Below are 26,319 nucleotides of genomic sequence, written 5' to 3' on the forward strand. Positions count from 1 at the left end.
CGGCCATCGCCCTCTTCGCCCTGACGATGCTCATCACCTTCGTGGCCATCGCCATCCGCAACCCCGACGGCCGCCACCGCTAGCCCCCTCGTGACTACCTCCGCGCGGTAGTCACATCCCACTCCCCGGTCACCGCCGCCGTAATCAAAGCTTCCCGCCGTTCCCTGAGCAAGCCAGCCTGGCGATCAATGGAATCGACGAGCGCATCGACCTTCGCATTGCCCGCGCGGATCTTTTCGACAATGACCCGCTGCTCATCGAGCGGAGGGATCGGAATGCGAAGCATTTGGAGATCCGGAACATAGATGGTCTTATGGGTAGATCCCATTGCCAACCGCCCAAGCAGGTCCGACCGCATTGCACGTAGGCACCAGAGTAGATAGAAAGTGTTCAACTCGTTCCCGCAGGTCCAAGTTACAAAGTCTTGGCTGGTCGCCATCTCATGACCCATTACCGCCGAATATCCGGCCGATGCGGTACGACAAAGAACCACCGTCCCCTTCGGGTGGAGCACAGCCGAGCTGTTATCAAGACCAGCTCTACTGATCATTTCTCGTGTCGCAGTGATGACCTCCCGCCGATCATCTCGCACCTGCGAAACCTCGCCGGTTGTAATCCAGTTAAATTCTGGGTTGATCCACCACTCCGGGCGAGACCTACTCGGGGTATGACCACTTCCCATCCGGGCAAAGAGGTTAAGTCGGGCCGACTTCCAGTGTCGCGGTATTTTCTCGACCCAAGCGAGACCAGACGACTTTCTCTCTTCCCATTGGGCACCAGTCACGTGACCATGAAGAGCGCTGGCGCGGCGCTCAAGCAACCCCGCCTTCAACCCCACTAGGGCATCCTGCATCTTGTCGATGCGGGCGGTCTCGGCGTCGAGGAAGTCCGCGATCCGCCGCTGATCTTCCACGCTCCAGTAGGGAATCTCCAGATTCCCATATTGCTCCGCATTAACATTCTGAATCGTGGCCTGAACGGAGCTTCGGGAAATTTGGTTCCAGAATAGAGAGGACTTGCAAAAGTGGGAAACGTATCGAGGATCCGCCTTATTAGGATCCAGTCTCACACGGATTAGGTACCCGGCAAAAGCGGATGGCCCCCATCCCTTTCGATACATGAAGCTCTTGCCAACAGTGGCGCCGCTCCGCGTAAAAAGGAGATCCCCTTCTTCCAGCAGGTATGGTCTTGCCACCTTCGGCGGGAGCGAAACAAAGGTGTCGTCACGGAGGGTAGAGTCCGGCCGAATATCTGTCGTCCGGATATACCGGGGCCAGTCCCTCCTGTCATAGGCAGCTGCTTCTGCCGCACCGTACTCAAGGGAGCGGCGCGCAAGGTGCTTGAGTCGGACCATGGAACGCGAAGCACTCATTCCCCGGCCACCTTTCCCAGGAGCGCCTGAATTTGGGATTCGAGGGACTTCAGTTCGGCGTCTATTTCGGAGAGAGGGCGGGGTGGGGTGTAGGTGTAGAAGTGGCGGGTGAAGGGGATTTCGTAGCCGACCTTGTGGTCTGTGGTCTCCTTGGTTTTGGGGTCTTTGATTTCGGCGATCCAGGCGTCGGGGACGTGGGGGAGGACTTCGCGGGCGAAGTAGTCAGCGATGGGTTCGGTCATGGGGACGTTCTCTGCGTCGCGGAGGTCGGGGTCCGGGACGGGTTTGCCCCTAAGGAGAACTGGTTCGCCGTCGGGGTCGGGGATGGCGGTGGCGGTCAGGATGGCCTTGTCGACGGCGGCCGGAGGGATGGTGACCTCGTGTGCCACGTAGCCGTCGAAGAGTTTCTTGGCGAAGGCGTCGCGGGTGGGGGCCGCGGTGCCGAGGAGGGCGCGGAGGCCGGTCAGGAGTTCGTCGCGGTGCTCGTACTTGGTGACGGCCGGGGCGGATTCGATGTCGGTGAGGGCGGCCTCCGTCAGTTCGAAGCGCTGGCGGAGGGGGCGGTCGATGGTGATGCGCCTGTAGCCGAAGTCCTGATTGTTGAAGATCTTGACCTTGGAGTGGTCGGGGTCGGCGGGGTCGGCGGCGATGTCGAAGGCGTCGCGGTAGAGGCGCTTCATGTGCTCGCGGTGCTTCTCCGTGATCTCCTTGCGCTTCTCGCCCAGGGACTTGCGGCGCTTCTCCCAGTACTCGCGGGCGTCGAGGAGGACGACCTTGCCCTTGTTCCTCGGAGCCTTGTTGTTGGTGACGATCCAGAAGTAGGTGGAGATGCCGGTGTTGTAGAAGAGCTGGTCAGGGAGGGCGACGATCGCTTCCAGGTAGTCGTTCTCCAGAATCCAGCGACGGATCTCCGACTCGCCGGAGCCCGCCGCACCCGTGAACAGGGGGGAGCCGTTGAAGACGATGGCGATGCGGGAGCCCTTCAACTTGCCCTTGGCGTCCGCCTCGACGGGGCGCATCTTGGCCATCATGTGCTGGAGGAACAGGAACGAGCCGTCGTTGATGCGGGGCAGTCCCGCGCCGAAACGGCCCGCGTGGCCGAGGTCCTTGTGCTCGTTGGTGACGGCGGTCTGGACCTTCTTCCATTCAACGCCGAACGGGGGGTTGGCGAGCATGTAGCGGAAGGTCCGGCCGTCGTGGCCGTCCTGGCTGAAAGAGTTACCGAACGCGATCTCGGAGTCCTTGTCGCTGTAGCCCTTCATCAGCAGGTCCGCCTTGCAGACCGCCCAGGACTCGGCGTTCAGCTCCTGGCCGTAGAGGTTCACCCGGGCGGTCGGGTTGAGCTTCTTGACGTGCTCTTCGGCCGAGGCGAGCATGCCGCCCGTCCCGCAGGCCGGGTCGAGGATGTCGATGACGACGCCGTCCCCGGCGATCTCCTCGCCGTCCGGGCTGAGCAGCAGCTCGACCATCACCTCTATGACCTCGCGCGGGGTGAAGTGCTCGCCCGCCGTCTCGTTCGACAGTTCGGAGAATCTGCGGATCAGTTCCTCGAACAGGTTGCCCATGTCCTCATTGCTGACCCGCTCCGGGCTGAGGTCGATCCGTCCGTCGGTGAACCGCTGCGCCACGTCGTAGAGGAGGTCGGCGGCCTCCAGGCGTTCGATCTGCGCGAAGAAGTTGAACCGCTCGAAGATCTCGACGACCTCTTCGGAGAAGCCGTTGATGTAGGCGGTGAGGTTCTTAGCGACCTGCGCCGAGTCACCGCCGATCGTCGCGAACTCCAGCTTCGAGGTGTTGTAGAAGGGCAGGCCCGCGATCGTCTTGAGCAGACTCGGCGGCGCGGTCTTGCCTTCCGGGTAGGACGCGGCGCGGGCGCGTACGGCGTCGCGGGTCGGGGCCATGACGCAGTCGAAGCGGCGGAGGACGACGAAGGGGAGGATGATGCGGCCGTACTCCGACTGCTTGTAGTCGCCGCGCAGCAGGTCAGCGATCGACCAGGCGAAGGCGGACAGGTTCTGGTCGACGGTCACTCGGGGATCGTTCCTTCGGGGCTCGGGGCGGGTGGGGTCAAGGTGCCGGTGGTCAGGCCGTCGCGGGCGAGTTGGACTGCTCGTCGTCCTATCTTGGCGGCCTCTTCGAGGCGGTGCAGGAAACTCTCCAGATCTCGGAAGGTCGTTCCGTAGGCGCGTTGGCGGGCGGCGTCCATCTGGGGGACGCGGGCGCTGCGCGGATCTGCCCGGAACGTGCCGGATCCTGAGGTGTTGCGGCGGGTGTTGGCGGGGCTCGACAGGAAGCCGCGCAGGAAGTCCGTGTCGAGCTGGGGGGTGGTGGAGCGGGGTTGGTTGTCGTCCAGGTCGACCAGGCCGGCGCGGATGAGGTCGGACAGGTTCAAGGTCGCCGGGAGGTCGCCGTCGCCTTCCGTCAGAGTCGGGAGGGCTTGGTACAGCTCTGCCAGGGCGGCTTCGAAGCCGGACAGGGCCGTGGCGTAGGCGGCGGCGTGGTCGGGGCCGGTCTTCGCGACGTGGTGGGACGGGGTGAGGTCGAGCTCGTCGCCCAGGAGGGTGATCGGGGCGACTCGGGCGATCGAGGTCTCGGGGATGTCCAGGGGGGCCGTCAGGTCGGCGTCCGACAGGTCGATCAGGCGGACGTCAGCGTTCGGGAGGGGTGGGCGGCGCAGGATCCACAGGTGGACGGGGGCGGCGTGGCCGGGGACGAGGCCGCCGGGGAGGGCGACGAGCGTGTCGAGCATGCCGTTGCGGACCAGATCGCCGCGGAGGCGGCGGCCTGAACGGCGGTAGGCGGCCGATGCCGGGAGGACGACCAGGGCCCGGCCGCCCGGCGCCGTGTGGAAGTAGCAGTGCTGAAGCCAGGCCAGGTCGCCTTCGGCCTTCGGCGGGAGGCCCAGCTCCCAGCGGGGATCGAGCATCAGGTCGTCGCGGCCCCAGTCGGGCTGGCCGGTCGGCGGGTCGCAGACGACCAGGTCGGCTTTCAGATCCGGGAAGCGGTCGTCGCGCAGAGAGTCGCCGACGGCGGTGCGCATCCGAATCGGTGGGGCGGCCAGGTCGGCGCGGAGCCGGACGAACTCCGTCAGGTTCCGCGCCGAGTCCTGGCCGAAGCGTTCGGCGGCGTCCGGGCCGCCGCAGGCCAAGAGGAGATCCCCGATACCGCAGGCGGGGTCGTAGACGGTTCCCGTGGTCGTCCCGGCGAAATGGCGGACCACCTTCACCAGGGCCGTCGTCGACACGTGTTCTCCGCCACCGCCGTGCCCGGCCGAGGCGACGAACCGTCCCGCCAGATCCGCGAGGAGCCCTGCTGCGGAGCGCTCCGCGGCGAGGCCGTCCGCCAGTTCAAGGGTGGAGGTGCCGAGAGGCTGGGGGTGCGGCTCGCCGGCGAGGGCCGCGGCCGTCGCCGCCAGCGCGGCCGGCATGTCCTCGGGGCGTTCAGCGCGTAGGGCCTGCCAGAGGCGCACCTCGTCGGCGACCTGTTTCCCCTTGCCCTGGCTGTCCAGCCACTCGCGGACGTCGGAGAGCGCGAACAGAGGAGCGGACGCCGTGCCGCCCACCGCATCAGGAAAGTCCGGGTGGCGACGGCGCCAATTCGAGACAGCCGCGCGGGTCACCCCGGCCAGCCTGGCGATCTCCGCCGGTGGAACCAGAGGCACCTCTTCATCCGTCATAACGCCAACGTACACGGCCGTGAGCACCACTGCAATCTGTGTATGCGTTGACAACGCTAACAGTCCTACTTACTCTGTTAGTGCGGCCGAGGTGGCCGCACCTTGAGGCGCGGAGATTCCCGACGAACATCCGCGCGGCCCGAGCGACACGTCGCCTTCTTCCCCCGGAGGTCCCGCCATGCCCGCGAGCACCCGCGAAGTCACGATCTACCGCATGTCCGGCACACCCCAGCTGGACGACATCCTCGAAACCCTCGACGGCACCTATCTGACGGAGCCCGGCTGGAACCTCGAGGTGCCCGACTATCCCGACGGCGCGGAGGCCCTCGTCTTCCACCGCGGCACTCCCCCGACCAAGGTTCCCTGGCTGGACGAGGCGACCCTGCTGACCGGCCCGCTCCCCGACTACGAGACGCAGGACGCCGCCGTCGTCCTGCTGCTCTCCGTCGACCACGACATCTACGCGATCACCTTCGGGACGGGATTCCGGTCCGTCCCCGACCGGTTCAAGGACCAGACCTTCGGGCTGAGCTTCGCCATCCGCGCCGTCGACGCCGAAGAGGTCAGCGCCGTCGCCCGCAAGGCCATCGACACCTCCGGACGGCAGGACGAGACCCGGGCCCTGAACGGTATGGCCTTCTCGCGGATCGACGTCAGTGAGTACAACGAGCTGGTCAGGACCCTGGCGGGCAAGGTCGACCCGGCGTTGCTCGGGCTCGGCGCCGGCAAGCCCGTCGCCGTGAACGGTGCTACGGGTCTCCGAATGCGGGTTCCGCTCGGCCGGGCCGAACTCGTCGCCCTGCTCCGCCGGATCTCCGAAGTGCGCCGCCGCCAGGTCCCCGAGGAGTTCGCGTTCATCGAGGCGATCCGCCCCGTCCGTGACGAGCAGGAGCTCGCCCGCCTGGACGCGCGGCTCGCCGACGGACTGGCCGGCGACCCTTCGGTCCCGATCACGGCGACGCTCCCGCTCGACCTGGTGAAGTGGCGGGACGAAGCGCAGAGCTACGTCATCAAGATCGGTCCGGTGGCGATGAGCCCGCGCGCCGACCTCGACCTGGAAGACATCCTGCGCCGCTGCCGGGTCATGCACACCATCCCGCCCGTGGAAGCGCTGCGGCGCGGCGACGTCCGCGTCTGCGCCGACACCGCCGGGCAGAAGCAGCTGGCGCACGCCTCGGCCATCCGGTTCCTGGACGCCTCCGTCCGCGAGAACGGCCGGGAGTTCTTCCTCCTCGACGGGGCCTGGTACGAGGGCGGCACCGAGTTCTTCACCTCGATCCGCAGGACCGTGAACCGGGTGATCAAGCCCGTCCCGTCCGTCCCCCTTCCGCCCTGGGAGCCTACGGCCACGGCGACGGTCGCCGGGAAGAAGCAGCCGGGCGAGCCCACCTACAACGCCGTGACGGCGGCGCAGTCCCAGGGCAGGCTCGTCTGCCTCGACGCCAAGCTGCTGAGGACCGCGCTGAACACGGGCAAGAACGGCCGCGGCTTCGAGATCTGCGACCTGCTCGGCCCGGACAACGAGCTGATCTGCGTCAAGAAGGGCAAGGACGCCGTCCCGTTCAGCCACCTCTTCTTCCAGCCGATCGTCGGCCTGCAGGCCCTCCTCACCCAGGAGAAGCTGCGCAAGGAGTTCATCAAGCTCGTCTCCGAGCACACCGGGCGGGCACTTCCGGAGGACTACCGACCCAAGAAGGTGATCTTCGGAGTCATGGTGGACGCCTCTTACGAGCTGTCTGCCGACCGCCTCTTCCCGTTCAGCCAGGTCGCCCTCGCCCACACCGTCCACACCCTCGAAGGCCTCGGCCTCGAGGTCGAGGTGGTCCCGATCCGCCGAGGCGGCAGGCACGTCGCTTCGGCTGTCTGACCGATCACTGGCCCTCACGTGGAGTGACGGATCTGAACGGAACTCAAGTTTCACCTGGAACCGGGAACCTCGATAGCGCCATGAAGGTCACATGAGTGATGATTCTCTACAAGAACCTGGCGGCCATGCGCGAACTGCTCTATTTGTCCGAGTCCAAGCTCAACGCCTTTGACTTGGCAGCTCCCAGAGGAATCGGACTGAAGGCTGCGGAGCTCGGAGTCGAACTCGGAGTGGTCAACGGCCGCGTCGAGATCGGCGAGACAGGCACCGCTCCTGACGTCAGAACCCGTTTCGGTAGGGTCATCGAGCGCCTGAACCGCGAGGCGACCAGCGTCACGGATAGAGGTCTACGCCCTCATCAATGGATCGCCTTCGACATGGACATGGGGTACGGCACCGCTCACGAAGACACCGCCCCGCCGCACTTGCCGGACGATGTGGTCCTCTTCGGCGGCGATCTGCCTCACCGACCACCGGCGGCATCTGCCAGCCTGCTCCTGTGCGGTTCGGCGGGTAATCTCCTCGACCGTTGCGCGCCCGCCTCACGTAGCGAAGCCGATCCGAGCAGAATGGGCTCTGGAACCGGATGGCTCTACGAGATGATCAAAACGGTGGAGCGTATGGACGAAGTGGGCGACACCTCACCTCCCTCCACTGACGTGACAGACCAACACCGTCAACGATGGGGCCGGAACGACCCGGAAGAGGTCGCCCAGTGGGTCTACGGCGTTATCGCTGGCAACCACCCGGACCACCAGCGCGGAAGGCTGTCAGGCCTGGCGCGAGTGCTCATGCACGTGGACGACGAAGCCCGCTGGATCAACAGGCTGATCGTCGCGACACCCCTATACGTTGAGTATCGCAACTTCACACCCATTGGACGTTGGAGTCGTCGCTGGCGCAACAGACGTCCCATCATCGATCGTGAACCGATGGGACACCAGCGCCCTACGCGGCGCAATTCGGGGCCATGATCGAGCAGCCATGCAGCCGGGATTCTGTTGGGGGATCGAATCCGTGCTGGCCGCCCCCAGGGCGGTAGTCATGTGTGCTCGATGTGTGTCCGGATGTCGGGCAACCGCTCCTCACAGCGCGACACGGAGCGTCACGAATACTGCTCAGAACCGGGACACCTCGCCATCAGACGGGCCCTGTTGGCACTGAACGGTACCGGGCGGTACAGCACGGAGCCGACTCTTAATCAGCGGGTCCGGGGTTCGAGTCCCTGGCGGCGCACACTGCATTGACCAGCGCATTCCTTGATCACTAAGGGATGCGCTGGTGTCGTTTACGGGGTGGTTCGTCCCCGATGTTTGCTCGTTGTTAGCTCGAATGCCGCGATCATGTCGCCGGACGTCCGGTCGGCGCGGTGGACCCGCCGCCTTAGACGATCATGTTGGCGGCGTTGCGCGCTCGTCTGGAGCGGCTTCAGTAGTCCTTGTTGCCCTTCAGGTAGTAGCTGATCTTCATGGTCCAGTGCACGCCCGGATCCGCTGTGACCTTGACGTTGAGGCGGCCTGCCCTAAGCGCCGTAGCCTGTCGCGCATGGATACCTCGAACGTCGTAGTCGGTGCTGTCTTCTCCTGGCCGACCGGCCGTTCTTCCCTGCGGGTGCCGGTCAGAGAGACGCCGCAGCGGCTGTTGATCGTTGATGGCGATATCGCGATGTACGACGCCTGGTGGGATCACCTGGGTGCCTGGGGGCTGGCTGATCTCAAGAAGGTCAGGCGGCAAGCGATCAGCTACTACTGCACGCCGGTCAGCACCCTGGTCGAGAAGGCGGAGCTCATTCGCTTCGAACCGTTGTCGGAGGAGGAGAGCACCCTCCATCGACCAGATCTGCCGTTCGCCGCAGTCCGGGACGTTCAGCAGCCTTGGCCATCGGCTCCGCCGACAGATCCGCGGGAGGTCGCCGATGTCCTTACGGCACAGGATCGTGAAGCGGAGAGCCTACTCACCGCACCGGAGATCTACCTGGTTCCCTTCGGGCCCAGCGGCGGTCGGAAGACTCCGGTGCTCGTGGCTGCTCCTGACGGGGTTGCGTTCACCCGGGTGGAGCTGCTGTTCGAGGCGATGAACATTCAGGGCACCCGGGGCGGTGCTTCGGCGGAGACGGAGGGGATGGGGATCTTCAGGAGCGGGCTCCACAGGGGCCGCCCCTCCTACTATTTGTGGGGTGCCCGGAGCCGACTCGAAGAGACCATTAGTCAGTGGGCTGACCGGGGCTAGACCGCATCCCGAGATCATGGTTTCTGGGGTAGGAGCCCAGGTTGTGTGCGGGGCGATGTGTCTGCCACGGTGCTCGAATGACTGGGCTTCTAGGTGACAAGCACAGGTTCGCTGTGGAGGTCGGCGACTGGGACGGTCCCGCACTATGGCGAGTGGATCTGTGGGTCGCTGATCAGCGGCTGACGTGCGATGACAACATGGCCCTCGCCAAGCAGTTCCGCCACTATGTGGCGAGCACCGCTGTCTGGGTTCGTTCCGGTGAAGTTCCGACTCGCCCATTCGCTGGCTTGTCTCCAGGGGCCATTCATCGGCGGCTCCATGCCGGGATCATGGATGGTGAGCAAGAGTATGAGCAGTTCGGGTTCTTCCACCGCTGGGGTTGGGGTCCCACGACCGACAACGTGACAGCGTTCCTCTGGCGCGACGGAGTGAACCGCGCTCGGCTGCTCAAGGTGCTCAGGGAGGACAGCGGAGGAACGATCGCCGAGGCGAAGAGCCTCCACGATCATCCTGTCTGACCAAGGGCTGACGGGAACGAAGGTCGAGCTCAAACTCAGGGCGAGCGGTCCCAGTTGGACGCCAGTCCGCAATGACCCTGCCCGGTTCCGGGTCTAGCTATCTTCGCCACCCGTCAATCGCCCCGTCCACGACTTCACGCGGCCGTCCGTGACTATGAACTCCTTCGCTCACCGCCCAGATGTTTCGAGATCAAGGGCTGGTAGCCGCATCATCGGAATAGCCAGCGCCAAGGCCACCAAGACCAGTACCGGAACGTCTCCGTAGAGATGTGCGCGCCACATTGGATCACGGAGTGCCTGCACCATCATCACTCCGGCGTGTACCAGGCTCGAGAAGACCGTGAACCAGATCAAACTTCTGTGCTTGCCCGGAGAGCGAGAGGCCATCAGCAAGAATATGCCCAGCGTCGTGTAGATCCCGATGATCATCGGAACATAGTGCGACTCGCCCCACTCGAACAGTGTTGGCAGTAGCTGGAAGAATCCATATGCGCTGACAAATCCTGCGCCGACGATGACCAACGCTACGCGCAGGAACGTGAGCATCGAAGAACCTGAACCCATCACTTGGACGACCTCCGCGTGTTTATCCTCGGACTCGCGCCGTCGGCGCTGGCCTGTTATCAGACGGTGATCTGTGATGCTCTGCCATCTCAACACATCCTTTCTGTGAGCTGCGCGTCGGACCCGATTCGGTCAGGACGCGATGCTAGCCGGGTTGAGGGTGACAGGAATTCTCATGCCTGTCTTCCAGAGCACCGCGATGCGCGAATCGGGGCGTTCACGGGCTTCTCTGCCGAGTGCGCGTGAGAAGGTCGACGCGAATTTTGTCCGGGGATGAAGCGTGTTCACGTGGTGAAGTAGGTGGCTGGGCAATTCGGAGACGCGGGCACCTACGACATCCAAACGCGCGGCGGCGTGCAGAAGATAGGTCTCGACGCCGTTTTCTGGCGGCGCGGTGACGTCGAGATGCGCTGCGATGGCTTCTTTGACCGTGTCACAGAAGTCTGTGTCCGCGCCCCATGCTTGCAGCGTTCGTCTTGCGACATTGCCGCCATGAACGGCGAAGCACGGCGCGTCTCCGAGCGTGGGGCGGTAGCTATCGGTGAGTGCGATGTCGTGCAGGAGGCAGGCGACGTAGAACAGTTCGGGGTCATAGCCGCGGTGCTCGTGCCGAGCGAACAGATCACCGAAATACCAGCACCGCAGACAATGCTGTAGTAGTTCGGGTCCGTACGTTTCGTTCGCGAGCTCATCGGCACGCCGAGCGTATTTTCCATCCGGCGGATCGGCCTGCGCCGCCAGTGCGCTATCTCGATTGCCAAATCCCAGTGCGACCTTAAGCCCACCAGGTATTTCGCGGAGTTGACCTAGCGCCGATTGCCGGGCGAACACGAACTTCTCGGTTCGGTTCAAATCAAGCCGGGCCCGCGGACGACGCGCTTGCGAGATCATGGTCCTGTTGTCACCTTTTTCGTTGATAGGAACCAGTTCGAATTCATGATCGGTGATCGCGACGGTGTAGCCAGAACCGTGACGGCGGAGCCATGGTCGCCGCGCCGCACCTGGTGCGATCTCGGCGGTGACGGCACCTTCTCTCTGGCTGTGTTACGCGGAGGCTGCTCGGTCGCGTGTCGCGTTGGACGAGCCGGTGACGGTGTCGTGCAGCGCCTGGTGCATCGGAGCGGGTGTGATCTCGCTGAACGGTGCAGCACGCTCGGGGTCGATGATGTAATCGACCTTGTTGACGGTGACGAATGTGCGGCTGTATCCGTAGGACTCGCCGGTGATCGCCGCTAGCAACGCCGCGTCGAGTGTGTTGCTGGACAGCGGAATCCGCCCGACGAAACGGCGTCGCAGGCCAAGAGCCTCGATCAGGGCGTGCACGAGCTCTTCGTGTGTCGGCTCGGCTGATGCTGGGGCGTCCAGTGACTTCCCCGCCAGTTCGTCTCGGGTGCCCGCGGCGATCAGGCATTGCGCTGTGGCGTGGTGGTCCAGAACCGCGAGGCGGTTGCGTCGCCAGGGCCCCAGCGGCAGGAACGGGGTGCGTTGCACCAGGCGCAGGTAGGGCCGTATTCCGCGTGACCCTGGTCCGAGGACCATGCCGGCGCGCAGAGCGGTCATGCCCGCAATGCCGCCCAGCAGGATCTGCTCTACGGCGAGCCGGTTTCGTTGATATGCGGGCGGGGCGACTCCCGGAGGTGGCGCGAGAGTCGTGAAGAACACTCCCCGCGGCAGGCCGGTCACCCGGGCCGCCCGGACGAACTCGGTCGCGGCTTTGACGTCTCGCTCGTCGGTGCTGCCGACACCCGGATCGAGGGAGTGAACGAAGTAGAACGCGACGTCCACTCCGTCCAGCGCCTGCTCGAGACCTGCTCCGGTAATGACGTCGCCTTGTACCACCTCGTCAAGGCCGGAGGGGGCGCGGTGAAGGTTGCGCACCAGCCCGCGCACGCTGTGCCCGTCGCGGGCCAGGTGCCGCGCCACGTTTGTTCCGTTGTATCCGCTGGCGCCTACGATCAACGCTTTCATCTTGGGTCTCCTGTTCGTGGGGGTGATTGCTGGTCGCGGGGCTGCGGTGGCTCCGGCCGCTAGCGCCGCTCGTTCAGGAACGTGAGCAGCATGCGCGCCAGTTCGGCCGGTTGGTCTTCGGGAGCCCACGCGTAGGAGTCGGCGATGGTGGCTAGGCGGCCCTGCGGCAGGGTGTCGGCGAGCAGCTGCGCGCCGTCCCGCGGGAACACCCGGTCTTCGGCAGGGGAGATGACCAGGGCAGGGCGGTCGAAGGTGGCCAACGCCGGGGAGGCTCGCGCGAGATACCGAGGTGAGAGGCCGCGCAGGAATCTGTGAAAGTCATGGCGCACCGCGGCGTCTGAGTAGATCGACGCCAGATACGAGGCCATGATCGCCTCGGGAATGGGGCGCTTGGTCGCGAAGCCGTAGGTGAACGGCAACCGTTGCACGAGTCGGCTGCGCATCAACACGCTCTGCACGGCCCCCGCGCCGGGCGGCCGTGACAACCACACCAGCGCTCGCGTCGTCCATGGATCGGAGTCGAAGGCATTGGGCGCGATCAGCACCAGCCTGCTGACGCGGCCGGGATACTCCGCGGCGACCACCTGGGCGATATCGCCGCCGTAGCCGTTGCCGACCAGAGTGACCTGCCGCAGGTTCAGCGCGTCGAGCAGCTGCACGACGAGGTGCGCGAGGCCGGGCAAGGTCAGGTCGGCGTTCGGCAGCGCCGGGGAGTGCGAGCCCAAGGGCCAGTCCGGCGCGATACAGCGTGCCTGGGCGGCGAGGTGGGGTACGACGTTGCGCCAGGCCAAGCCGTTGGCGACGAGGCCGGGGATGAACAGCACGGGCTCCCCCGATCCGGCCTCACGGACCCCGATGCTGCCGGCAGGCAGGTCCAGCAGGCGCCGCTCGGACAACGGCCCGCGCAATACATCTGCCACGTTCACCCTCGGCCGCCCGCCGCTCGGCGCTGGTGTGCCAGCACCGTGAAGGCAAGCCGTGGCGAGGCGAGGAGGATCCGCAGCCGCGCCCGCCAGGAACTGGTCGGGTACAGCCCGAGGTAGCCGTGCATCCGGTGATGGACGACCAAGCCATCGCGCAGTGTCCACACCTCGATGCCGACCTGGCCTCCGCGCCCCCGGAACCCACCGGTCCACGACAAGACGATCGTTTCGGTGTCACTGCACTCGACAGCCTTCTCGACGTGCAGACGCTGATCACGCCACACCTTGACCATCATGTGCGCGGCAGGCCGGATCGCGGTGATTCCCCGGTGCCGTTCGCAGACGCCGTCTATCACCCACTCGACCACGGCATCCTGGTGATACAGGCTCATCCACTCCTCGACGATGGCGTCACCGTCGAGTCCGAGCCCGGCGGAATTGGTCAGACGTTGTGCGCTGGCGGCGAATGCGGCCTCGTCGAGCGCGGGGACGGCCTCCTTGGCCTGCGTGGTCCGGGGAGTGGCTGTGCGCGCTTGTGGCATGAGGTTCTCCTTGTTCACCAGGGAAGATGCTGATCGTCAGAGCCAGGGCCATGCGTCGCCGTCGGCGGATCACGACGTCACCGCTTCGCTGGCTACGTCTCCGGCCCTTCTCGATACGAGGCGGCGAGCGTGAGGAGGTCGTCGACCGACCATTGATCGTTAGCGTGCTCGCCATGCTTGCTGGCGACGATCCTGCCGTCGCCGGCTATCAGGAAGTCCGCGGGCAGGCCCAGCCGTCCCCCCTGGGGCCGAAGCCGGAACAGGCGGCGCCGCCCGACGACGAAGGCGCGAACCCACGCCGCAGCCGCGCGGACGATCGATCCCCAGACACGTGGATCGGCCAGTGCCCGTGGGGACGACGCGATGCCGAACTCCCGGTAGAGGCGTCTGGTGGGATCGGCGATCACGTCGAGCGGCAGATCGGCCTCGTACCGCAGGACCTCGTCCGTATCGGCGTGAAAGACCACCACTTCGCGCACACCGGCCGCGGTGATCTCCTCGCGCCGTTGGACGACCGAGCGCAGATGGAGGTTGCAGACCGGGCAGCCCGCGTAGCGCCGGAACTGCAAGTGGATCAACGTGCTTGTGTCCGGCACCCTGACGGCCTGTCCGGTGATCGTGGACAGCTCACGAGGAGCGACGACCGAACCCGCCTCGTACCGCCCAGGGTGCCGGTGATCTGCCAGAGGTCCAGCGGGACGGTCGTTCATGGCCGGCGTTCCCTGCCGATGAGCCGCGGCAGCAGCCGCAGCACGCGGAGGGGATGGGCGAGCAGCACAGGCAGCAGGGGCAGCGGGTCGTAGTAGGTATGGACGCCTCGTATCAGACCCCCGTCCAGGACGAACCGGTCCACCACGTCCAACGTAAACGTTGAGCGACCGAGTGTGCCTGTCAGGGTGAACTCGATCAGTACGCCATCGCTGGTCGCGCCCCAGCGATGCACCTCACCGTGCAGGTCCGGCACGACCTCGAACAGCGGTTTGAACACGCGCCGAAACCCCGCCGGGCCGTAGGCCATGCTTGCCAGCGGCTGCTTGATGCCCTGATGGTCGGGGTGCAGACGCGGTATGAAGTGCTCCAGGAAGCCCTCGCCATCACCCATCGCGAACCCCTGGGAGAAGAACCGGACGAATTCCTCCGCCTCCCCTGTCGCGCCGGGTGGCCCGTCGATGGACCCGGTGTCCCGGGCAACAGCGTCGTGCACGGTCCTGCTCTGTGCGATCAACATGGACTCCCATCGCTGGTGGAGACTCGAGGCATGGATGACCGGGCATGCGTGCGGGGAGCCTCCGGATGTGCGAGCTTGAGGCAAGCTCCATGTAATTGAAGCTAGCACTCTCGTTTTTAGAAGTCCACACTCGCGTTATTATTAGCAAACGGCCGACCTGAACGGAACCGATGAGTACGCGTACCTACAACCAGTACTGCGGCCTAGCGGCCACGCTCGACCTTCTCGGCGAGCGGTGGACCCTGCTGATCGTGCGCAACCTGCTGCGCGGCCCCAAGCGCTTCAAAGACCTCGAGGACGGACTGCCCGGCATCGGCACCAGCCTGCTCTCAGCAAGACTCAAACAACTCCAGTCCGCCGATGTCATCGAGCGCACGACCCTTCCACCCCCAGCGGCCTCAACCGTCTACCGGCTCACCAGCGACGGAGAAGCGCTACGCGGTGTCATCCTGGAAATGGCCCGCTGGGGGCTCGCCCGGCTCGGCCCACCCGACGACCAGGCGTTCCTCGCCCCCGACCTCATGATGCTCGCCCTCGAAGCCCGGTACTCCCCAACACACGGCGACGACGTCGACGGCCAGTACGAACTGCACGTCGACGGCGCACCATTCCAAGTCGACATCCGCGACAACGCGATCACCATCCGCGCAGGACAGACCGACACCGCACTGGCGACCATCACCACCGACACCACCACGCTGGCCGAGCTCAACAACGGGAGCCTGCCGCTACAAGACGCCGTCACTTCCGGAAAACTGGCCATCACCGGAGACCTCGACCGCACGCTTAAACTCGCAAGCCGCTTCGGCCTGGCCTGACGCCATCCCAACCACTCCAGGCCCATGAAACGCGACCAGCGCGCCCCGGGACAAAACTTGATCATTAGGGGATGCGCTGGTGTCGTTTACGGGGCGGTTCGTCCCCTGTGTTTGCTCGTTGTCAGCTCGGGTGGCGTGATCGTGTCGTCGGACGTGCTGGGTTCTCGGCGGCCAGCCGCTGAGAACGTCACGGCAGGTATCGAGGTCAGGGGAGGCGGGCGGCGAAATCTGGGCGGAGGAGCGGGGTGAGCTGGGTTCGGGTGAAGGGGAAGGTGATGATGCAGTCGGCGGCCTCGTCTCGGCCGATCGAGAGGCCGAGTCCTTTGGGGGTCCAGGTCAGGCCGACTCCGGTGCCGAGGATGTCCTTCCGGTCGGTTTCCGTTTCGGTGATCTGTTTCGGCGCTTCGCTCTGGTCGTCGGGCGGGATGGTCGGGACGTCGCATCTGCGGTCGGCCCAGTCCGCTGCGATCCGTCGGGGCAGGGCGGTTGACAGCGCGGATCGGGTGAACATGTCCCGCAGGCCCAGCGACTTCCCGGTTTTGAGGTCGATGACCGCGTAGCGGTTGACGCCCGCCCGGTTGGCGCAGTTCGGGTTCGGCGTGATCTGGAAGAGGTAGCGGACCGTCACGAACTCGGGTCCGGTCAGCCCGAGCGTCGTCGAGGCGGTCAGCCGGTTGCCGACAGCACAGTTGGATTGGCCGCGGAAATACTCCTGATAGGCGGTGATCTGGTCGTCGACGGGGGCCCGGAGCGCGGCGTTGATGCGCTTCACCAAGGCGGGGTCGCCGCCTCCGGCGGCTTTGGGGTATCTGATGTCCGACACGATGAGGTAGCGCTGGGGGAAGGTCCTGCTGAGGCCCGCCATGGTGATGGTGATCGGTGGTGGGGCGCTTGAGGAGGCGACCGCCTCGGGTCGGTCCGGGATCTTGGGGTCGTCGGGGCGCAGTACCAGGAACGAAAGGGCCGACACGGTGAGGATCCCCGCGGTGGCCCCGGCGACCGTGGCGGGTTTGAGCAGGGTCCGGACGATCGAAGGGAGTGCTTTGCCGCCCACCCCGAGCAGCGAGGACAGGGACACTGCCGTGACCAGGCCCGCTGCCGCCCCGCCGAGCGCCGCGATCCCCTTGGCCTCCCAGCCGGGACCGTAGCCGTCAGACGCCACCAGCTCCAGGGTCGACAGGAGATCGGCCGCGCTTTCGAGACGTTCGGCGGGATCGGCCGAGGTTCCGGCCACGACGATCGGCCGGAGCACCTCGGGCACGGCGGAGAGGTCCGCGCCTGGGTCGCCGGTGACGCATTCACGGAACACGACGGTGGCGGAGTAGACGTCGGCCGCGGGGGTGGCGGGCTCGCCCCTCAGCTGCTCGGGAGCCATGTACCGTCTGGTTCCCGAGGCGTCGCCGGTTCCGGCGAGCGTCGCGATCCCGAAGTCGACCAGCTTGCTGACGCCCTCGGGCCCCACCATGATGTTCGCCGGTTTGAAGTCCCGGTGGACCACGGCCAGACGGTGGGCGGCGTCAAGGCCGCGCAGCGCGCCCTTGAGCACGACCAGCGCCGCCTCCGGCTCAAGGATCCCGTTCTCCGCCAGCACTCGTTGAAGCGTGACGCCGTCGATGAACTCCAGGATGATCGCGCACCGGTCGCCGTCGTCCACGTGGCCGATCCAGCGCACCACATGCGGATCGTCGATCTTACGGAGCAGCATCGACTCCAGCGCGAACCGTTCACGGTCACCGGACCGTGTGATCGTCACGTACTTGATCACGTAGGGGCGGCCCGAGCGCTCATGCTCGACCAGGACGGCCCTGCCCTGGGCACCCGCCCCCAGTTCCTTGATCTCCCGATAGCCCGGGACCCGCCAGTTCATCCGGCCCTCAACTCCTCAGCGGTAGTGGGAGCGGGCTTGCAGGAGCGCCTCGCGCAGGGTGTGGGTTCCGGCGTAGCGGGCCTGGACGGATCCGGCGCGCATGACCATGGTCTGCCAGCCCCCCGGGGACAGGGCGATGATGTTCGTGTCGATCGGGGTGGGGACGCCGTTCGGGTGGGTGAAACGGGTGAGGGTGACGTTGACCGACCCGGCGCCGACGGACACGACATCTGTATGTTCGAGTTCGCATTCCGCGAAGATCTCGCTGATCAGGAGTTCGGCTTCAGCTACGGTGCTGGGCGCGTAAGCGGGCCGGGAACGACGTTTACCGAAGGGCCACATAGGAGGGGACGCCTTTCGTAGAGGTCTAGGAGGAGAAGGCGGAGGAGGCATATCTTTGGTCGCGTGTCGGACTCGCCGCTTGACCACTCGCACTACGATCTGATCTTCGAAATCCTTACTGACTGCGAGGGGAGCTACACGGTTTCGGAGTTTCGCGCGCGATTGCTGGAGTCGCTTTCCCGGAGGTTGCACGTCCACCATGCAGGGGTGTTGCTGGGTGGTGACCGTGCCTCGCTGTTCGAAGACGGCGATGCCGTGACGCTCGGTGCCACATCACGGCTCCTTGAGCCGTACGCGGAGCGCTATCACCGTTTCGATCCGATCGCCTACCGGGCCTCACTGCGAAGGCCCGTGCTGCCGCTCCGGTTGTCCGATGTCGCCGCTGGACGGCTGCCCGCACATGAGCGGTTCGTTGAGCAGTTCCTGATACCCCAGGGCATCAGAGACGTGGTCGCGACAGAACTGACGGTTCCCGGACTCCATGTCGGCTGGTATTGCAAGCCTCTCGGGCCGACACGTTCACCGACGTCGATGTTCATATTCTGGGCCGGCTCCGCCCTTTGCTGGCCCGCCAGCTCGATCTCCTGGCCCGGATCCCGGTGCCCGCGTCGTGGTTGGCGTCGCTGACCGCACGCGAGCACGAGGTCGTCGCCCTGCTGGCCCGGGGACTGACCGACCGGCAGGTGGCGCGACAGCTCATGGTCGGCGAGAGCACCATCAAGAAGCATGGGGAGAACGCCCGTCGGAAGGCCGGGGCTGCCAACCGGAGTCAGTTGGTGGCGGAATGGGCGCGCTCCTCAACCCCGCGTCATGGGTCCGGGCGAAACGCCACACCATGACGACCGCGATGGCGCAGAACACGATGTCAAGAACATAGGACCCGGCGACCGCCCGCCAGACTCCCGTCGGGGTGGACGCCGCCGAACCCGCCGTGTCCACGACCCCGATCCAGGACGCTCCCGCCACCAGCTGCGTCACCATTCCGCTCGCACACCACAGGACGATGCTCATCGAGAACGGGCCCGGGCGTCGTGGATGCCCCTGCCTCCACAGATCGTGGACGACCAGCCCGACCGGCACCCACAGGACGATGTTCACCGCCAGTGCCAGATACTGCAGCTGGGGAATCGGGATGCTCAGCACGCTCGCGCCGATTCCCGCGCCGAAGAACCAGAGCAGTTGCTCCCTCGACCAACGCAGCGCCCCCGGGTGCAGCGTCTCGATGTTGCCGTGGGCGCGGAGCACCGTGCTCAACCACAGCAGACCCGTACCGATGTTGACCAAGGTGGCCACCATCATCAGCGGAAGCAACGCCGCCAGCTCCGAGAACTCATCGAACCCGGTCGAGGTACCGGCTTCCGCGTTCTGCGACAGCGTGGCGAAACTCGAAGCCAACATCAGATCGAACAGCACGGCGACAGAGAGCAGGGCGATCACCCCGATCACCCGGCCGGTCAACGGTCTCACCGCTCGCATACGCAACTCCTGGGTTCTGAAAGCGTCCTTCACAGGCTGCACTCCGCCTCTCCTCCCGGGTATGGCCGAAAAGGCGAATTGCGCTCAGACCTCGCCGACCGTAAGGCGCGAGGCCAGCGCCGATGCCGAGCTCGAAGAAGCCGGCCGTGTCACCGACGTGGAGCTCGTGGCGACTTTCCATACAAGATCGTCACGGTAGGTCGCGGTCGCCGCCGTCCATGGTGGACGGAGCGTCACTGTCCGTTTCCAGAAGGGTCTTGAGGTCGGCGAGGACACGCGGCCAGCCGTTGCTGATGCTTTCGAGGACTTCGCTGCCCGGCAGGAAGCCGTCATGGATGACGGTGAGTTTCACCAGACCGCCCATGTCCTCCAGATGGAAAGCGACCTTGGAACGCGGTTCGGGAGTTCCCCCACCGCAGGTGGTCCTGTGATGCCAGGTATAAGAGAGAAGCCGGAACGGATCGGATTCCAGAACGACCTGGTCGGGGTCGTCGGCGACAAGGCCGTCGCCCGTCGTCACGACGATTCTCGAGCCGGGACGCCAGTCGGACTCGAAGGCGTATCCTGCCCAGTACCGGCGAGTGAAGGCGGGCTCTGTCAGCGCTTGCCACAACCGTTCCGGTGTGGTGCGGATATAGGTGGTGTAGACGAATGAGGGGTTGTCGCCGACGTCCACAGGAGTCCCTTCCAGGGCGTATTTCAGATCCGCCAGGGCCTCGACGCGGGCCCTGTCGTACTGGTTGATCCATCGCTGTGCGATCTCGTTGATCGGCGCGGCGTTGAGATAGTGGAGCTTCTCCCGTCCCTGCCACACCGCGGTGACCAGAGCGGCCTGTTCCAGGACGGCCAAGTGCTTGCTGACCGACTGCCGGGCCATGTCCAATCCGGCGCACAACTCCCGCAACGTCTGACCGTTCCGGACATTGAGACCATCCAGGAGCCGGCGCCGGGTCGGATCGGCCAGGGCACGGAACACCTCGTCCACGGGCGCCGTCAGTTCCAACTGCTGGCAAGGGGCATCTGCGCGACGGGCTGCCAGCCGCCGTTCTCCAGCCCGTTCTTCAGGCTGAACAGGAACTGCCCCCACCGCGTCGAGCAGTGGTGCATGAACTCCACCGGCTCACGCCAGTTCGCGTGCGTGAACCGCACAACCGTCTCCCCCGCCGCGGGCCCGGCATAGAGATCGAACATGATCGTGGTACCGACCCACTCGGCCGGACCATCGACGCACTCCCACACCACCCGCTCACCCGCGACGAGCTCGGCCACCCGCACCACCAGAACCGGCTCCTGCCCGTCGCCGAGCTCAAGCTTCCCCTCGGCGTCGCCTCTCGTGGGCATCCACCACTTCGACACCCCCTCGGGCGTGCTCACCGTGTCGAAAACCCTCTGCCGCGGGGCGTAGACGCCCACACGATGCCGGATATCAGCCATGTCGATCCTCCCAGCAATATGCAGCCAACCGGATGCCTATCACCATAATGCAGCCACCGGGCTGCATGTCAAGGAACGAGCGGTACCGCAGCCACGACGCGTCCAGGCTGACTGAGGAACTCCATCCGGCGCAGGGACAGCAAATGAGGTTCCCCCCGTAGCACGGCCATCGAGGGTGAGATAGGTCAGCCGGTGTCTCGTGAGGTTCGGTAGCGTTCCTCGTAGGCGGCTGGGCTGATCATTCCGATGCTGGAATGTCTTCTAAATGCGTTATACCAGCATTCAATCCATTCAAACATTGCTGCCGCGAGTTCTGCCCTGGTGCCCCAGATTCGGTGTCGAGGAGTTCCAGCTGGAGTGTTCCCCAGAAGGACTCTCCATCATGGAATTGTCATAGCAGTCTCCGATGGTTCCCATCGAGCCGAGAAGCCCGGCATCGCGCAACCTACGGCCGAAGGCCCAAGACGTGAATTGCGTTCCGTGGTCGGAATACAGAATAGTCTTGTTGGGTGTCGGGTGGCGACGGGCGACGGCTGCCGCCATGGCGTCGATGACGAGTTCGGAGGTTTGGCGGATGTCGATGGAGTGGCCGACGATTCTGCGGGAGAAGCAGTCGAGAACGGCGGCGCAGTAGATTTTTCCTTCCTTGGTGGGGTGCTCGGTGATGTCGGTGAGCCACAGGACGTCCGGAGCGGTGGCGGTGAAGTTCCGGCCGACGAGGTCGTCCTCGGTCGCCGGCCCGGACTGCATCGGCTTGTGGCCTCGGCGCCGGTAGATCCCCCGGATCCCGGCCTGCCGCATGAGTCGCTCGACGCGTTTGCGGTTCACCCGCTCGCCCAGGCCGAGGGTCAGCTCGGCGTGGACGCGCGGCGAACCGTAGCTGAATCGGGACTCCTCGTGAATCTGCCGGATCACTTTCAGTAGTTCGGTGTTCCGCTGATCCCGAGCCGAGGCAGGACGTCCGGCCCAGTCTTTATACCCGGAAAGAGAGACCTCCAGGTCCGGCAGGACGTCGCCACGGGAATCCCGTGTGACAGGAGTTCCCTGATCAGCTGATACCGGATTTTGGGAGGACGTTCTCACGCGCGAAATACGCGGCTGCCCTCTTCAAAATCTCGTTCTCCAGCTCCAGCTGCCGGGTTTTCCGACGCAGCTCGACGAGTTCTTTCTTCTCCGCGGTCGTCAACCCGCCGTCCTGGCGAGTTCCTTCATCACGGTCGGCCTGCCGCACCCAATTAGACAGACACGACTGGCTGATCCCAAGGCTTTTGGCAAGCTCATTCATCGATTTCTCGCCCGTCCGGGCGAGCTCCACGGCACGACGCCGGAACTCCGGCGGATGAGGTGACGGCACGTGATCTTCCTTCCCCTGTCCGGCCTGGCCTATCTCACCCTGCCTGGCCGTCTAACGGGGGGAAGCTCATTGCGGTTGAAGGTGGCCCGCAGCCGGCGTGGACGAGTGGTGGGCCGCCAGGCTTTGCCCGTGCGTGGCATCAGGTTGAGCGGCCCGAACTCGTCCAGGCAGATCACCCGGCCTCCGTCCGGCCGCTGGTCGTAGAGGGCGAGCACGGCCTGCATCTTGGCGATGAAGTCCGGATCATTGCTGCTCTTCCAGGTGGTCGTGGTCTGCCACGACACCCCGCCGGACTTCAGGATCCGGGACAGGTGCTGGCGGCTGAGGGAGGTGACCAGGCCGATCCGTCCCAGATGAGCGGCCAGCTTGGACAGGCTCCAGGTGGAGAACGCGGTGATGCCCCACTCGGCGGGGGTCGTCCGGGCGATCAGACAGATACGTTCCCGCACCCACTCACCGATCCTCCGTGGACGGCCCCCTCTCCATTTTGGGTCTAGAGCATCGAACCCCCGCTCGTTGAACGCGTGCACCACCGAACGAACGTAGTCATCGCTGACCTGCATCAACGTCTTGATCGAGGAGGCCGACTGGCCCTGGGCCGACATCATCACCACGATCGCCCGCCGCAGCTTCACCGGATCTCTCGCCGTCCTGGTGATCTTCTGCAGGCGGCGGCCCTCCTCCATCGACAACGCACGCACGAACACCCCGGGCTTCCTCGCCACGACCACCTCCCGAAACCGGTTCCGGGACAAGGCTGGCCTGATCACCCGCCGAGATCAATAACCCCAACAAGGTTCGGAGACGAGCCACTAGTCAGGGCTCATCGACCTGACAAGATCATCGAGACATCGACTCCGCGGTATCAGTGTGGAGGCCGTCAGTGAGTAGAAAACGTTACGTTGCCAGAGGAGTGCCGGGCGGCTACAGGATCTGGAACACCAGGGCACGCCGATGGTGGGGAGAGCTCTACGATCTGTGCCCAGACGACCTGCTTGCCGAACTGAACGGCGCCGCGGACCCCGAGAAGATCACTGCTCTTCTCAAGAAGTACCGTGCCCTCAAACGCTGAGCTGGTCAGAGACAGCAGCATGTGAGGTGGGTGCGACGCGACCCAGGTCGTCGATGCCGGGACGGTGTCGCCGGTTTCGAAGCGGACGCAGGCCGGGTCGGATCACTGGTTGATTCTTCGACCGGCGAGCCGCAGGGGCCAGGGGGCGGGGGCCGAGGGTGCGGACTGTTCCCATGAAGGCTGGCAGGTGGCGGTTCTGGTTCGTGGCGGACCAGACAAAGGCCCATTCGGTGGTCGGGGCGTCGTGGATGGGCAGGGCGGTGAGGCAGGGGTGGTTGTAGTACCAGCTGCTGTGCTCGTTCAGGGTGCTGGCGGCCTGGCCGGACGCGACGATGTTCAGGACATCATGGATGGTGCGGACCGCGGGGCCGCGCGGGATCAGGCGACCGGTCGCCGTGTATCGGGGGAGCATCGCCCCCATCCAGTAGTCGGGCGCCGAGCTGCCAGGGTCGACCATGGTCAGGCCGCCGAGGTCCTCCATCGAGACCGACTCCCGCCGGGCCAGGTCCCACGTCGAGGGCACGGCGAGGATCCGTCCCTCGGTCAGTGCGACGGGTCCCACGACCAGGTCCGGCTCTCGTACGGGCAGCCACAGGAGAAGGGCGTCGGCAGCGCCGGAGCGCAGGGCCTCGAAGGGCTCGCTGAACTGGAATTCGACGATCTCGACGGCACAGGCCGGGTGGTCCGCCTGGAACTTCTCGATCAAAGAACGCAGCTCAGAGCCCAGCATGCCCATGGCGCCGATCCGGAGCTCGCCGCGCTCGCCCTGACCGGCCTCGCCGGCCCGCGCGAGCCCGCTGGCGATGAGTTCGGAGGCCTGCTGGAGGTCCTGGCGCAGCCGCTGCCCGACCGGTGTCAGGGCCACCGAGCGGCTGGTGCGGTCGAACAACACCGCGCCGATCTGGCGTTCCTGCTTCTTGATGGCCTGGCTGACCCGCGACTGGGAGATATGCAGCCGTTCCGCGGTGCGGCCGAAGTGCAGTTCCTCGGCCAGGGTCAGGAAGATCTCGATGTCACGAAGTTCGATCACCAGCAGGCCCTTCGATAACACCACGCTCATCGATCAGAGTCCGCATTCTATGTTGATCGAGTGGTATGCGAAGAGCGAGGGTGGGCTGATCATGCTGAACGCCATCGCCTACGGCCTCGCCGTCTTCCTTACCCTTTCGCCGTCTCCCTGACCCCGTTCGGAGACACGTTCATCGTCCTGCGGAACGGCGGCACGAAGGCCGCGGCGTTCGGAATCCATTTCGCCACGGCGATGGTCGTCGTCATCAGCGCTGCGCTGCTCTTCGCAACCTGAACGGAGGCCGACCATGTCGTTGTTCATCCCGGAGTTCCCCGTGTCGGTGGTCGTCCGCGCCGCCGACGCCGAGGCGATCGGCCAGGCGTCGACCACGATCAGGCTGCTCTCCGGCGACCAGCTCGTGACCGCGGAACGCGGCGACCTGGTCATCGTCCCGCCCAGCCTGACCCACGCTTTCGCCGCCGCCCCCGGCCACGACGCCGACCTCCCGATCGTCGTCACCCCCGGCGTGGAGCGCTTCAAGTACTTCCGCCACCTCGAGCGCGTCGCGTACGGAGAGGTCCCGCCCGAGTCCCTCCTGGACGTCCAGGAACTCTACGACACCTACTTCCAGACCAGTCCGACCTCGAATGACGCCAAAGGAACCCGATGACGAAGCTCTACAACGCCGCGCACATCTACATGATCCTTGGCCTGGTCAGCGGCCTCTACTACCGCGAGCTCACCAAGCTCAACGACTTCACCGGCGACACCCAGCTGTCCGTGGTCCACACCCACCTGCTGGCCTTGGGCATGCTGTTCTTCCTGATCGTCCTCCCGCTGGAGAAGCTCTTCACCCTCTCTGCGGGCAGACTCTTCGGCCCCTTCTTCTGGACCTACAACGCCGGCCTCGCCCTGACCGCCACCGTCATGACCTTCAAAGGCACCCGCACCGTCCTGGGCCACGAAACCCCCGAAGCAGTCGCCGGCCTCGCGGGACTGGGACACATCGTCCTCACCATCGGCCTGGTCTTCTTCTTCATCACCCTGGGCAAGCGCCTCACCTCCGAATCCGACTCAGAAAAGCAAGCCCCCGCACAGGCCTGAGGCCCTTTCTGAATATCTTCGAAAGCATCCGATCAGGTCGGCACCTGACCCCTGACGCCGGCCAGGGATCCAGACTCTGATCAGGCTTGGGAACGCTTGAACTCCGAGGCAGCCTGAGCATGGGCGGTGCACACACCGTCCACCGTCACGACCCCCTGCCCGACAGCGAACCGGCGGGACAGCACCAACGCCCGGCGCGCACCACACCTGACGAGCGCGTTTCCGGTTTGTCCGGGGCGACGATGGACCGCCCAGTTCGCAAGGTCTTTCGACCATCCCCGACACTGGCTAAGGAAATGATCACTCCACCCGATCCACGGGGATTTATCTCAACGGCCCGGATGGGTCTTCGATCTGACGTATTTCACATGACCCCATCGACTCAGCGATAATATCGCGCCATTCGTCAGGAAATTCATCTGTCCATACCGGGCAGAGCACACTACCGGTCATCGTTTCATAGAGAAAGCTAGTTGTAGAACCGCGGTAGTGCCACCACCCTCCGTCTTCATTGAAGACCACGACCGTCCAGAGGTCCGGCTCCGGGCCAGTCAACCAGCAGACGATCTGCTCATTCTCCGTATGAGCCCAGGGAAATAGTCCACCTGGTTCCGGGTACACCGCGAACCTACCGACCGGCTCTCCCGGAGTTTCAGCAGGCGGCACGTATTCCGGACCGACTGGCAGGTTGCCATCTATCCCCTCCTGAAGACGCTCTAGGAATCGCCAAATACGCCCAGGGCCTTCGATCGGTATAATCATAAGAAAATCATAGAAAAGGAGCGTAGGATAAGTCTCCATTAGATCCTTGTAATCCGACGGAAATCCAATACCATAATCCTCGGAAATCCCCTCCCAGTCGAAGGAAACCCGGGGCCGGATCGGAAGGCCGATCAGATCACCAAGCGAGACAGGAACCTCCATAAGTAACCCATCCTTGAGTTGAGTCTTGCGTG

Annotated in this window: 31 protein-coding genes; 11 read left to right on the forward strand and 20 right to left on the reverse strand. The window is 65.1% G+C overall.

Translation table 11 applies throughout. From position 1 onward, the window contains the following. Positions 1 to 94 precede the first annotated feature (94 nt). The 3 genes from ACYVE7_RS00260 to ACYVE7_RS00270 are packed head-to-tail and all read right to left on the reverse strand — an operon-like array spanning position 95 to position 4,934. Positions 95 to 1,372: a restriction endonuclease subunit S gene (locus ACYVE7_RS00260; RefSeq protein ID WP_460362102.1), complete on the reverse strand. Its 1,278-nt coding sequence runs from the start codon at positions 1,370 to 1,372 to the stop codon at positions 95 to 97. Next, positions 1,369 to 3,402, reverse strand: coding sequence for a type I restriction-modification system subunit M (locus ACYVE7_RS00265; protein ID WP_460362104.1), 2,034 nt, complete (start codon positions 3,400 to 3,402; stop codon positions 1,369 to 1,371). The genes ACYVE7_RS00260 and ACYVE7_RS00265 overlap by 4 nt, the downstream gene beginning before the upstream one ends. Continuing rightward, positions 3,399 to 4,934, reverse strand: a complete 1,536-nt coding sequence (locus ACYVE7_RS00270; protein WP_460362106.1) for an HsdM family class I SAM-dependent methyltransferase — start codon at positions 4,932 to 4,934, stop codon at positions 3,399 to 3,401. The genes ACYVE7_RS00265 and ACYVE7_RS00270 overlap by 4 nt, the downstream gene beginning before the upstream one ends. Positions 4,935 to 5,226: 292 nt before the next feature. On the opposite strand from ACYVE7_RS00270, the gene ACYVE7_RS00275 reads away from it, so the two are divergent. From ACYVE7_RS00275 to ACYVE7_RS00290, 4 genes are all read left to right on the forward strand, one after another. Beyond that, positions 5,227 to 6,915: a DUF6119 family protein gene (locus ACYVE7_RS00275; RefSeq protein ID WP_460362108.1), complete on the forward strand. Its 1,689-nt coding sequence runs from the start codon at positions 5,227 to 5,229 to the stop codon at positions 6,913 to 6,915. A gap of 98 nt (positions 6,916 to 7,013) precedes the next feature. Then, positions 7,014 to 7,889: an SAVMC3_10250 family protein gene (locus tag ACYVE7_RS00280; RefSeq protein ID WP_460362110.1), complete on the forward strand. Its 876-nt coding sequence runs from the start codon at positions 7,014 to 7,016 to the stop codon at positions 7,887 to 7,889. A 571-nt stretch (positions 7,890 to 8,460) separates the two neighbouring features. Continuing rightward, the gene (locus ACYVE7_RS00285) at positions 8,461 to 9,144 is read left to right on the forward strand and encodes a hypothetical protein (protein WP_460362112.1); all 684 of its coding nucleotides are present in this window, start codon (positions 8,461 to 8,463) and stop codon (positions 9,142 to 9,144) included. A gap of 113 nt (positions 9,145 to 9,257) precedes the next feature. Next, a complete protein-coding gene (locus ACYVE7_RS00290) occupies positions 9,258 to 9,662 on the forward strand; it encodes a hypothetical protein (RefSeq protein WP_460362113.1) in 405 nt (134 codons plus the stop codon). Between the two features lie 168 nt (positions 9,663 to 9,830). Here the strand turns inward: ACYVE7_RS00290 and ACYVE7_RS00295 are convergent, their stop codons facing one another. The 7 genes from ACYVE7_RS00295 to ACYVE7_RS00325 all read right to left on the reverse strand — a co-directional run bounded on the left by ACYVE7_RS00295 (position 9,831) and on the right by ACYVE7_RS00325 (position 14,887). Continuing rightward, positions 9,831 to 10,208: a DUF6632 domain-containing protein gene (locus tag ACYVE7_RS00295; RefSeq protein ID WP_460362114.1), complete on the reverse strand. Its 378-nt coding sequence runs from the start codon at positions 10,206 to 10,208 to the stop codon at positions 9,831 to 9,833. A 150-nt stretch (positions 10,209 to 10,358) separates the two neighbouring features. Continuing rightward, a complete protein-coding gene (locus ACYVE7_RS00300) occupies positions 10,359 to 11,117 on the reverse strand; it encodes an HD domain-containing protein (protein WP_460362116.1) in 759 nt (252 codons plus the stop codon). Between the two features lie 153 nt (positions 11,118 to 11,270). After that, a complete protein-coding gene (locus ACYVE7_RS00305) occupies positions 11,271 to 12,194 on the reverse strand; it encodes an NmrA family NAD(P)-binding protein (RefSeq protein ID WP_460362118.1) in 924 nt (307 codons plus the stop codon). Positions 12,195 to 12,253: 59 nt separating this feature from the next. Further along, entirely contained in the window at positions 12,254 to 13,114 is an 861-nt protein-coding gene (locus tag ACYVE7_RS00310) for an alpha/beta fold hydrolase (RefSeq protein ID WP_460362119.1), read from the reverse strand. A gap of 2 nt (positions 13,115 to 13,116) precedes the next feature. Beyond that, on the reverse strand, positions 13,117 to 13,677 hold the full coding sequence (locus ACYVE7_RS00315; RefSeq protein WP_460362121.1) for a nuclear transport factor 2 family protein: 561 nt from the start codon (positions 13,675 to 13,677) through the stop codon (positions 13,117 to 13,119). Positions 13,678 to 13,751: 74 nt separating this feature from the next. Beyond that, positions 13,752 to 14,228 carry an AhpC/TSA family protein gene (locus ACYVE7_RS00320; protein WP_460362123.1) on the reverse strand — a complete coding sequence of 159 codons (477 nt, stop codon included), beginning with the start codon at positions 14,226 to 14,228 and terminating at the stop codon, positions 13,752 to 13,754. Between the two features lie 137 nt (positions 14,229 to 14,365). Continuing rightward, positions 14,366 to 14,887 carry a nuclear transport factor 2 family protein gene (locus ACYVE7_RS00325; RefSeq protein ID WP_460362124.1) on the reverse strand — a complete coding sequence of 174 codons (522 nt, stop codon included), beginning with the start codon at positions 14,885 to 14,887 and terminating at the stop codon, positions 14,366 to 14,368. A 170-nt stretch (positions 14,888 to 15,057) separates the two neighbouring features. On the opposite strand from ACYVE7_RS00325, the gene ACYVE7_RS00330 reads away from it, so the two are divergent. Further along, on the forward strand, positions 15,058 to 15,705 hold the full coding sequence (locus ACYVE7_RS00330) for a winged helix-turn-helix transcriptional regulator (RefSeq protein ID WP_460362125.1): 648 nt from the start codon (positions 15,058 to 15,060) through the stop codon (positions 15,703 to 15,705). A 205-nt stretch (positions 15,706 to 15,910) separates the two neighbouring features. Here the strand turns inward: ACYVE7_RS00330 and ACYVE7_RS00335 are convergent, their stop codons facing one another. Both ACYVE7_RS00335 and ACYVE7_RS00340 read right to left on the reverse strand, forming a co-directional pair. Then, positions 15,911 to 17,572 carry a serine/threonine-protein kinase gene (locus ACYVE7_RS00335; RefSeq protein ID WP_460362126.1) on the reverse strand — a complete coding sequence of 554 codons (1,662 nt, stop codon included), beginning with the start codon at positions 17,570 to 17,572 and terminating at the stop codon, positions 15,911 to 15,913. A 15-nt stretch (positions 17,573 to 17,587) separates the two neighbouring features. After that, complete coding sequence (locus ACYVE7_RS00340; protein WP_460362128.1) at positions 17,588 to 17,797, reverse strand: hypothetical protein; 210 nt, start codon at positions 17,795 to 17,797, stop codon at positions 17,588 to 17,590. Between the two features lie 180 nt (positions 17,798 to 17,977). On the opposite strand from ACYVE7_RS00340, the gene ACYVE7_RS00345 reads away from it, so the two are divergent. Both ACYVE7_RS00345 and ACYVE7_RS00350 read left to right on the forward strand, forming a co-directional pair. Next, positions 17,978 to 18,541, forward strand: coding sequence for a hypothetical protein (locus ACYVE7_RS00345; protein ID WP_460362176.1), 564 nt, complete (start codon positions 17,978 to 17,980; stop codon positions 18,539 to 18,541). Beyond that, positions 18,514 to 18,753 carry a response regulator transcription factor gene (locus ACYVE7_RS00350; protein WP_460362174.1) on the forward strand — a complete coding sequence of 80 codons (240 nt, stop codon included), beginning with the start codon at positions 18,514 to 18,516 and terminating at the stop codon, positions 18,751 to 18,753. Before ACYVE7_RS00345 ends, ACYVE7_RS00350 begins: the two co-directional genes overlap by 28 nt. Before the next feature lie 827 nt (positions 18,754 to 19,580). Here the strand turns inward: ACYVE7_RS00350 and ACYVE7_RS00355 are convergent. From ACYVE7_RS00355 to ACYVE7_RS00380, 6 genes are all read right to left on the reverse strand, one after another. After that, positions 19,581 to 20,375, reverse strand: coding sequence for an ArsR/SmtB family transcription factor (locus ACYVE7_RS00355; RefSeq protein ID WP_460362129.1), 795 nt, complete (start codon positions 20,373 to 20,375; stop codon positions 19,581 to 19,583). 8 nt (positions 20,376 to 20,383) lie between these two features. Further along, on the reverse strand, positions 20,384 to 20,824 hold the full coding sequence (locus ACYVE7_RS00360) for an SRPBCC family protein (protein WP_460362131.1): 441 nt from the start codon (positions 20,822 to 20,824) through the stop codon (positions 20,384 to 20,386). Between the two features lie 185 nt (positions 20,825 to 21,009). Continuing rightward, positions 21,010 to 21,123, reverse strand: a complete 114-nt coding sequence (locus ACYVE7_RS00365) for a hypothetical protein (protein WP_460362133.1) — start codon at positions 21,121 to 21,123, stop codon at positions 21,010 to 21,012. Then, complete coding sequence (locus ACYVE7_RS00370; protein WP_460362134.1) at positions 21,116 to 21,907, reverse strand: IS3 family transposase; 792 nt, start codon at positions 21,905 to 21,907, stop codon at positions 21,116 to 21,118. Before ACYVE7_RS00370 ends, ACYVE7_RS00365 begins: the two co-directional genes overlap by 8 nt. After that, the gene (locus tag ACYVE7_RS00375; protein WP_460362135.1) at positions 21,873 to 22,178 is read right to left on the reverse strand and encodes a transposase; all 306 of its coding nucleotides are present in this window, start codon (positions 22,176 to 22,178) and stop codon (positions 21,873 to 21,875) included. Before ACYVE7_RS00375 ends, ACYVE7_RS00370 begins: the two co-directional genes overlap by 35 nt. A 29-nt stretch (positions 22,179 to 22,207) precedes the next feature. Beyond that, complete coding sequence (locus ACYVE7_RS00380) at positions 22,208 to 22,903, reverse strand: IS630 family transposase (RefSeq protein WP_460362137.1); 696 nt, start codon at positions 22,901 to 22,903, stop codon at positions 22,208 to 22,210. Positions 22,904 to 23,061: 158 nt separating this feature from the next. Between ACYVE7_RS00380 and ACYVE7_RS00385 the strand changes: the two genes are divergently transcribed. Then, the gene (locus ACYVE7_RS00385; protein WP_460362138.1) at positions 23,062 to 23,250 is read left to right on the forward strand and encodes a hypothetical protein; all 189 of its coding nucleotides are present in this window, start codon (positions 23,062 to 23,064) and stop codon (positions 23,248 to 23,250) included. Here ACYVE7_RS00385 and ACYVE7_RS00390 read toward each other — a convergent pair. Continuing rightward, on the reverse strand, positions 23,240 to 24,280 hold the full coding sequence (locus tag ACYVE7_RS00390) for a LysR family transcriptional regulator (protein WP_460362140.1): 1,041 nt from the start codon (positions 24,278 to 24,280) through the stop codon (positions 23,240 to 23,242). The two genes, ACYVE7_RS00385 and ACYVE7_RS00390, sit on opposite strands and share 11 nt — an antisense overlap. A 60-nt stretch (positions 24,281 to 24,340) precedes the next feature. Here ACYVE7_RS00390 and ACYVE7_RS00395 point away from each other — a divergent pair, with 60 nt between their 5' ends. The 3 genes from ACYVE7_RS00395 to ACYVE7_RS00405 are packed head-to-tail and all read left to right on the forward strand — an operon-like array spanning position 24,341 to position 25,363. Then, positions 24,341 to 24,553, forward strand: a complete 213-nt coding sequence (locus ACYVE7_RS00395) for a DUF4267 domain-containing protein (RefSeq protein ID WP_460362142.1) — start codon at positions 24,341 to 24,343, stop codon at positions 24,551 to 24,553. 13 nt (positions 24,554 to 24,566) lie between these two features. After that, positions 24,567 to 24,929: a hypothetical protein gene (locus ACYVE7_RS00400; RefSeq protein WP_460362143.1), complete on the forward strand. Its 363-nt coding sequence runs from the start codon at positions 24,567 to 24,569 to the stop codon at positions 24,927 to 24,929. Then, complete coding sequence (locus ACYVE7_RS00405) at positions 24,926 to 25,363, forward strand: DUF2871 domain-containing protein (RefSeq protein WP_460362145.1); 438 nt, start codon at positions 24,926 to 24,928, stop codon at positions 25,361 to 25,363. The genes ACYVE7_RS00400 and ACYVE7_RS00405 overlap by 4 nt, the downstream gene beginning before the upstream one ends. Before the next feature lie 324 nt (positions 25,364 to 25,687). Here the strand turns inward: ACYVE7_RS00405 and ACYVE7_RS00410 are convergent, their stop codons facing one another. Beyond that, a complete protein-coding gene (locus ACYVE7_RS00410) occupies positions 25,688 to 26,287 on the reverse strand; it encodes a hypothetical protein (RefSeq protein WP_460362146.1) in 600 nt (199 codons plus the stop codon). Positions 26,288 to 26,319 lie beyond the last annotated feature (32 nt).

The sequence above is a fragment of the Actinocorallia lasiicapitis genome (genome assembly GCF_054778695.1).

Bases quoted from the DNA above. Each gene is read 5' to 3' on its own strand.
- ACYVE7_RS00360 (WP_460362131.1), bottom strand. From the start codon at position 20,824: ATGGCTGATATCCGGCATCGTGTGGGCGTCTACGCCCCGCGGCAGAGG.
- ACYVE7_RS00365 (WP_460362133.1), bottom strand. From the start codon at position 21,123: ATGTTTGAATGGATTGAATGCTGGTATAACGCATTTAGAAGACATTCC.
- ACYVE7_RS00300 (WP_460362116.1), bottom strand. From the start codon at position 11,117: ATGATCTCGCAAGCGCGTCGTCCGCGGGCCCGGCTTGATTTGAACCGA.
- ACYVE7_RS00260 (WP_460362102.1), bottom strand. From the start codon at position 1,372: ATGAGTGCTTCGCGTTCCATGGTCCGACTCAAGCACCTTGCGCGCCGC.
- ACYVE7_RS00285 (WP_460362112.1), top strand. From the start codon at position 8,461: ATGGATACCTCGAACGTCGTAGTCGGTGCTGTCTTCTCCTGGCCGACC.
- ACYVE7_RS00275 (WP_460362108.1), top strand. From the start codon at position 5,227: ATGCCCGCGAGCACCCGCGAAGTCACGATCTACCGCATGTCCGGCACA.
- ACYVE7_RS00335 (WP_460362126.1), bottom strand. From the start codon at position 17,572: ATGAACTGGCGGGTCCCGGGCTATCGGGAGATCAAGGAACTGGGGGCG.
- ACYVE7_RS00280 (WP_460362110.1), top strand. From the start codon at position 7,014: ATGATTCTCTACAAGAACCTGGCGGCCATGCGCGAACTGCTCTATTTG.
- ACYVE7_RS00410 (WP_460362146.1), bottom strand. From the start codon at position 26,287: ATGGAGGTTCCTGTCTCGCTTGGTGATCTGATCGGCCTTCCGATCCGG.
- ACYVE7_RS00400 (WP_460362143.1), top strand. From the start codon at position 24,567: ATGTCGTTGTTCATCCCGGAGTTCCCCGTGTCGGTGGTCGTCCGCGCC.
- ACYVE7_RS00405 (WP_460362145.1), top strand. From the start codon at position 24,926: ATGACGAAGCTCTACAACGCCGCGCACATCTACATGATCCTTGGCCTG.
- ACYVE7_RS00305 (WP_460362118.1), bottom strand. From the start codon at position 12,194: ATGAAAGCGTTGATCGTAGGCGCCAGCGGATACAACGGAACAAACGTG.
- ACYVE7_RS00325 (WP_460362124.1), bottom strand. From the start codon at position 14,887: ATGTTGATCGCACAGAGCAGGACCGTGCACGACGCTGTTGCCCGGGAC.
- ACYVE7_RS00295 (WP_460362114.1), bottom strand. From the start codon at position 10,208: ATGCTCACGTTCCTGCGCGTAGCGTTGGTCATCGTCGGCGCAGGATTT.
- ACYVE7_RS00330 (WP_460362125.1), top strand. From the start codon at position 15,058: ATGAGTACGCGTACCTACAACCAGTACTGCGGCCTAGCGGCCACGCTC.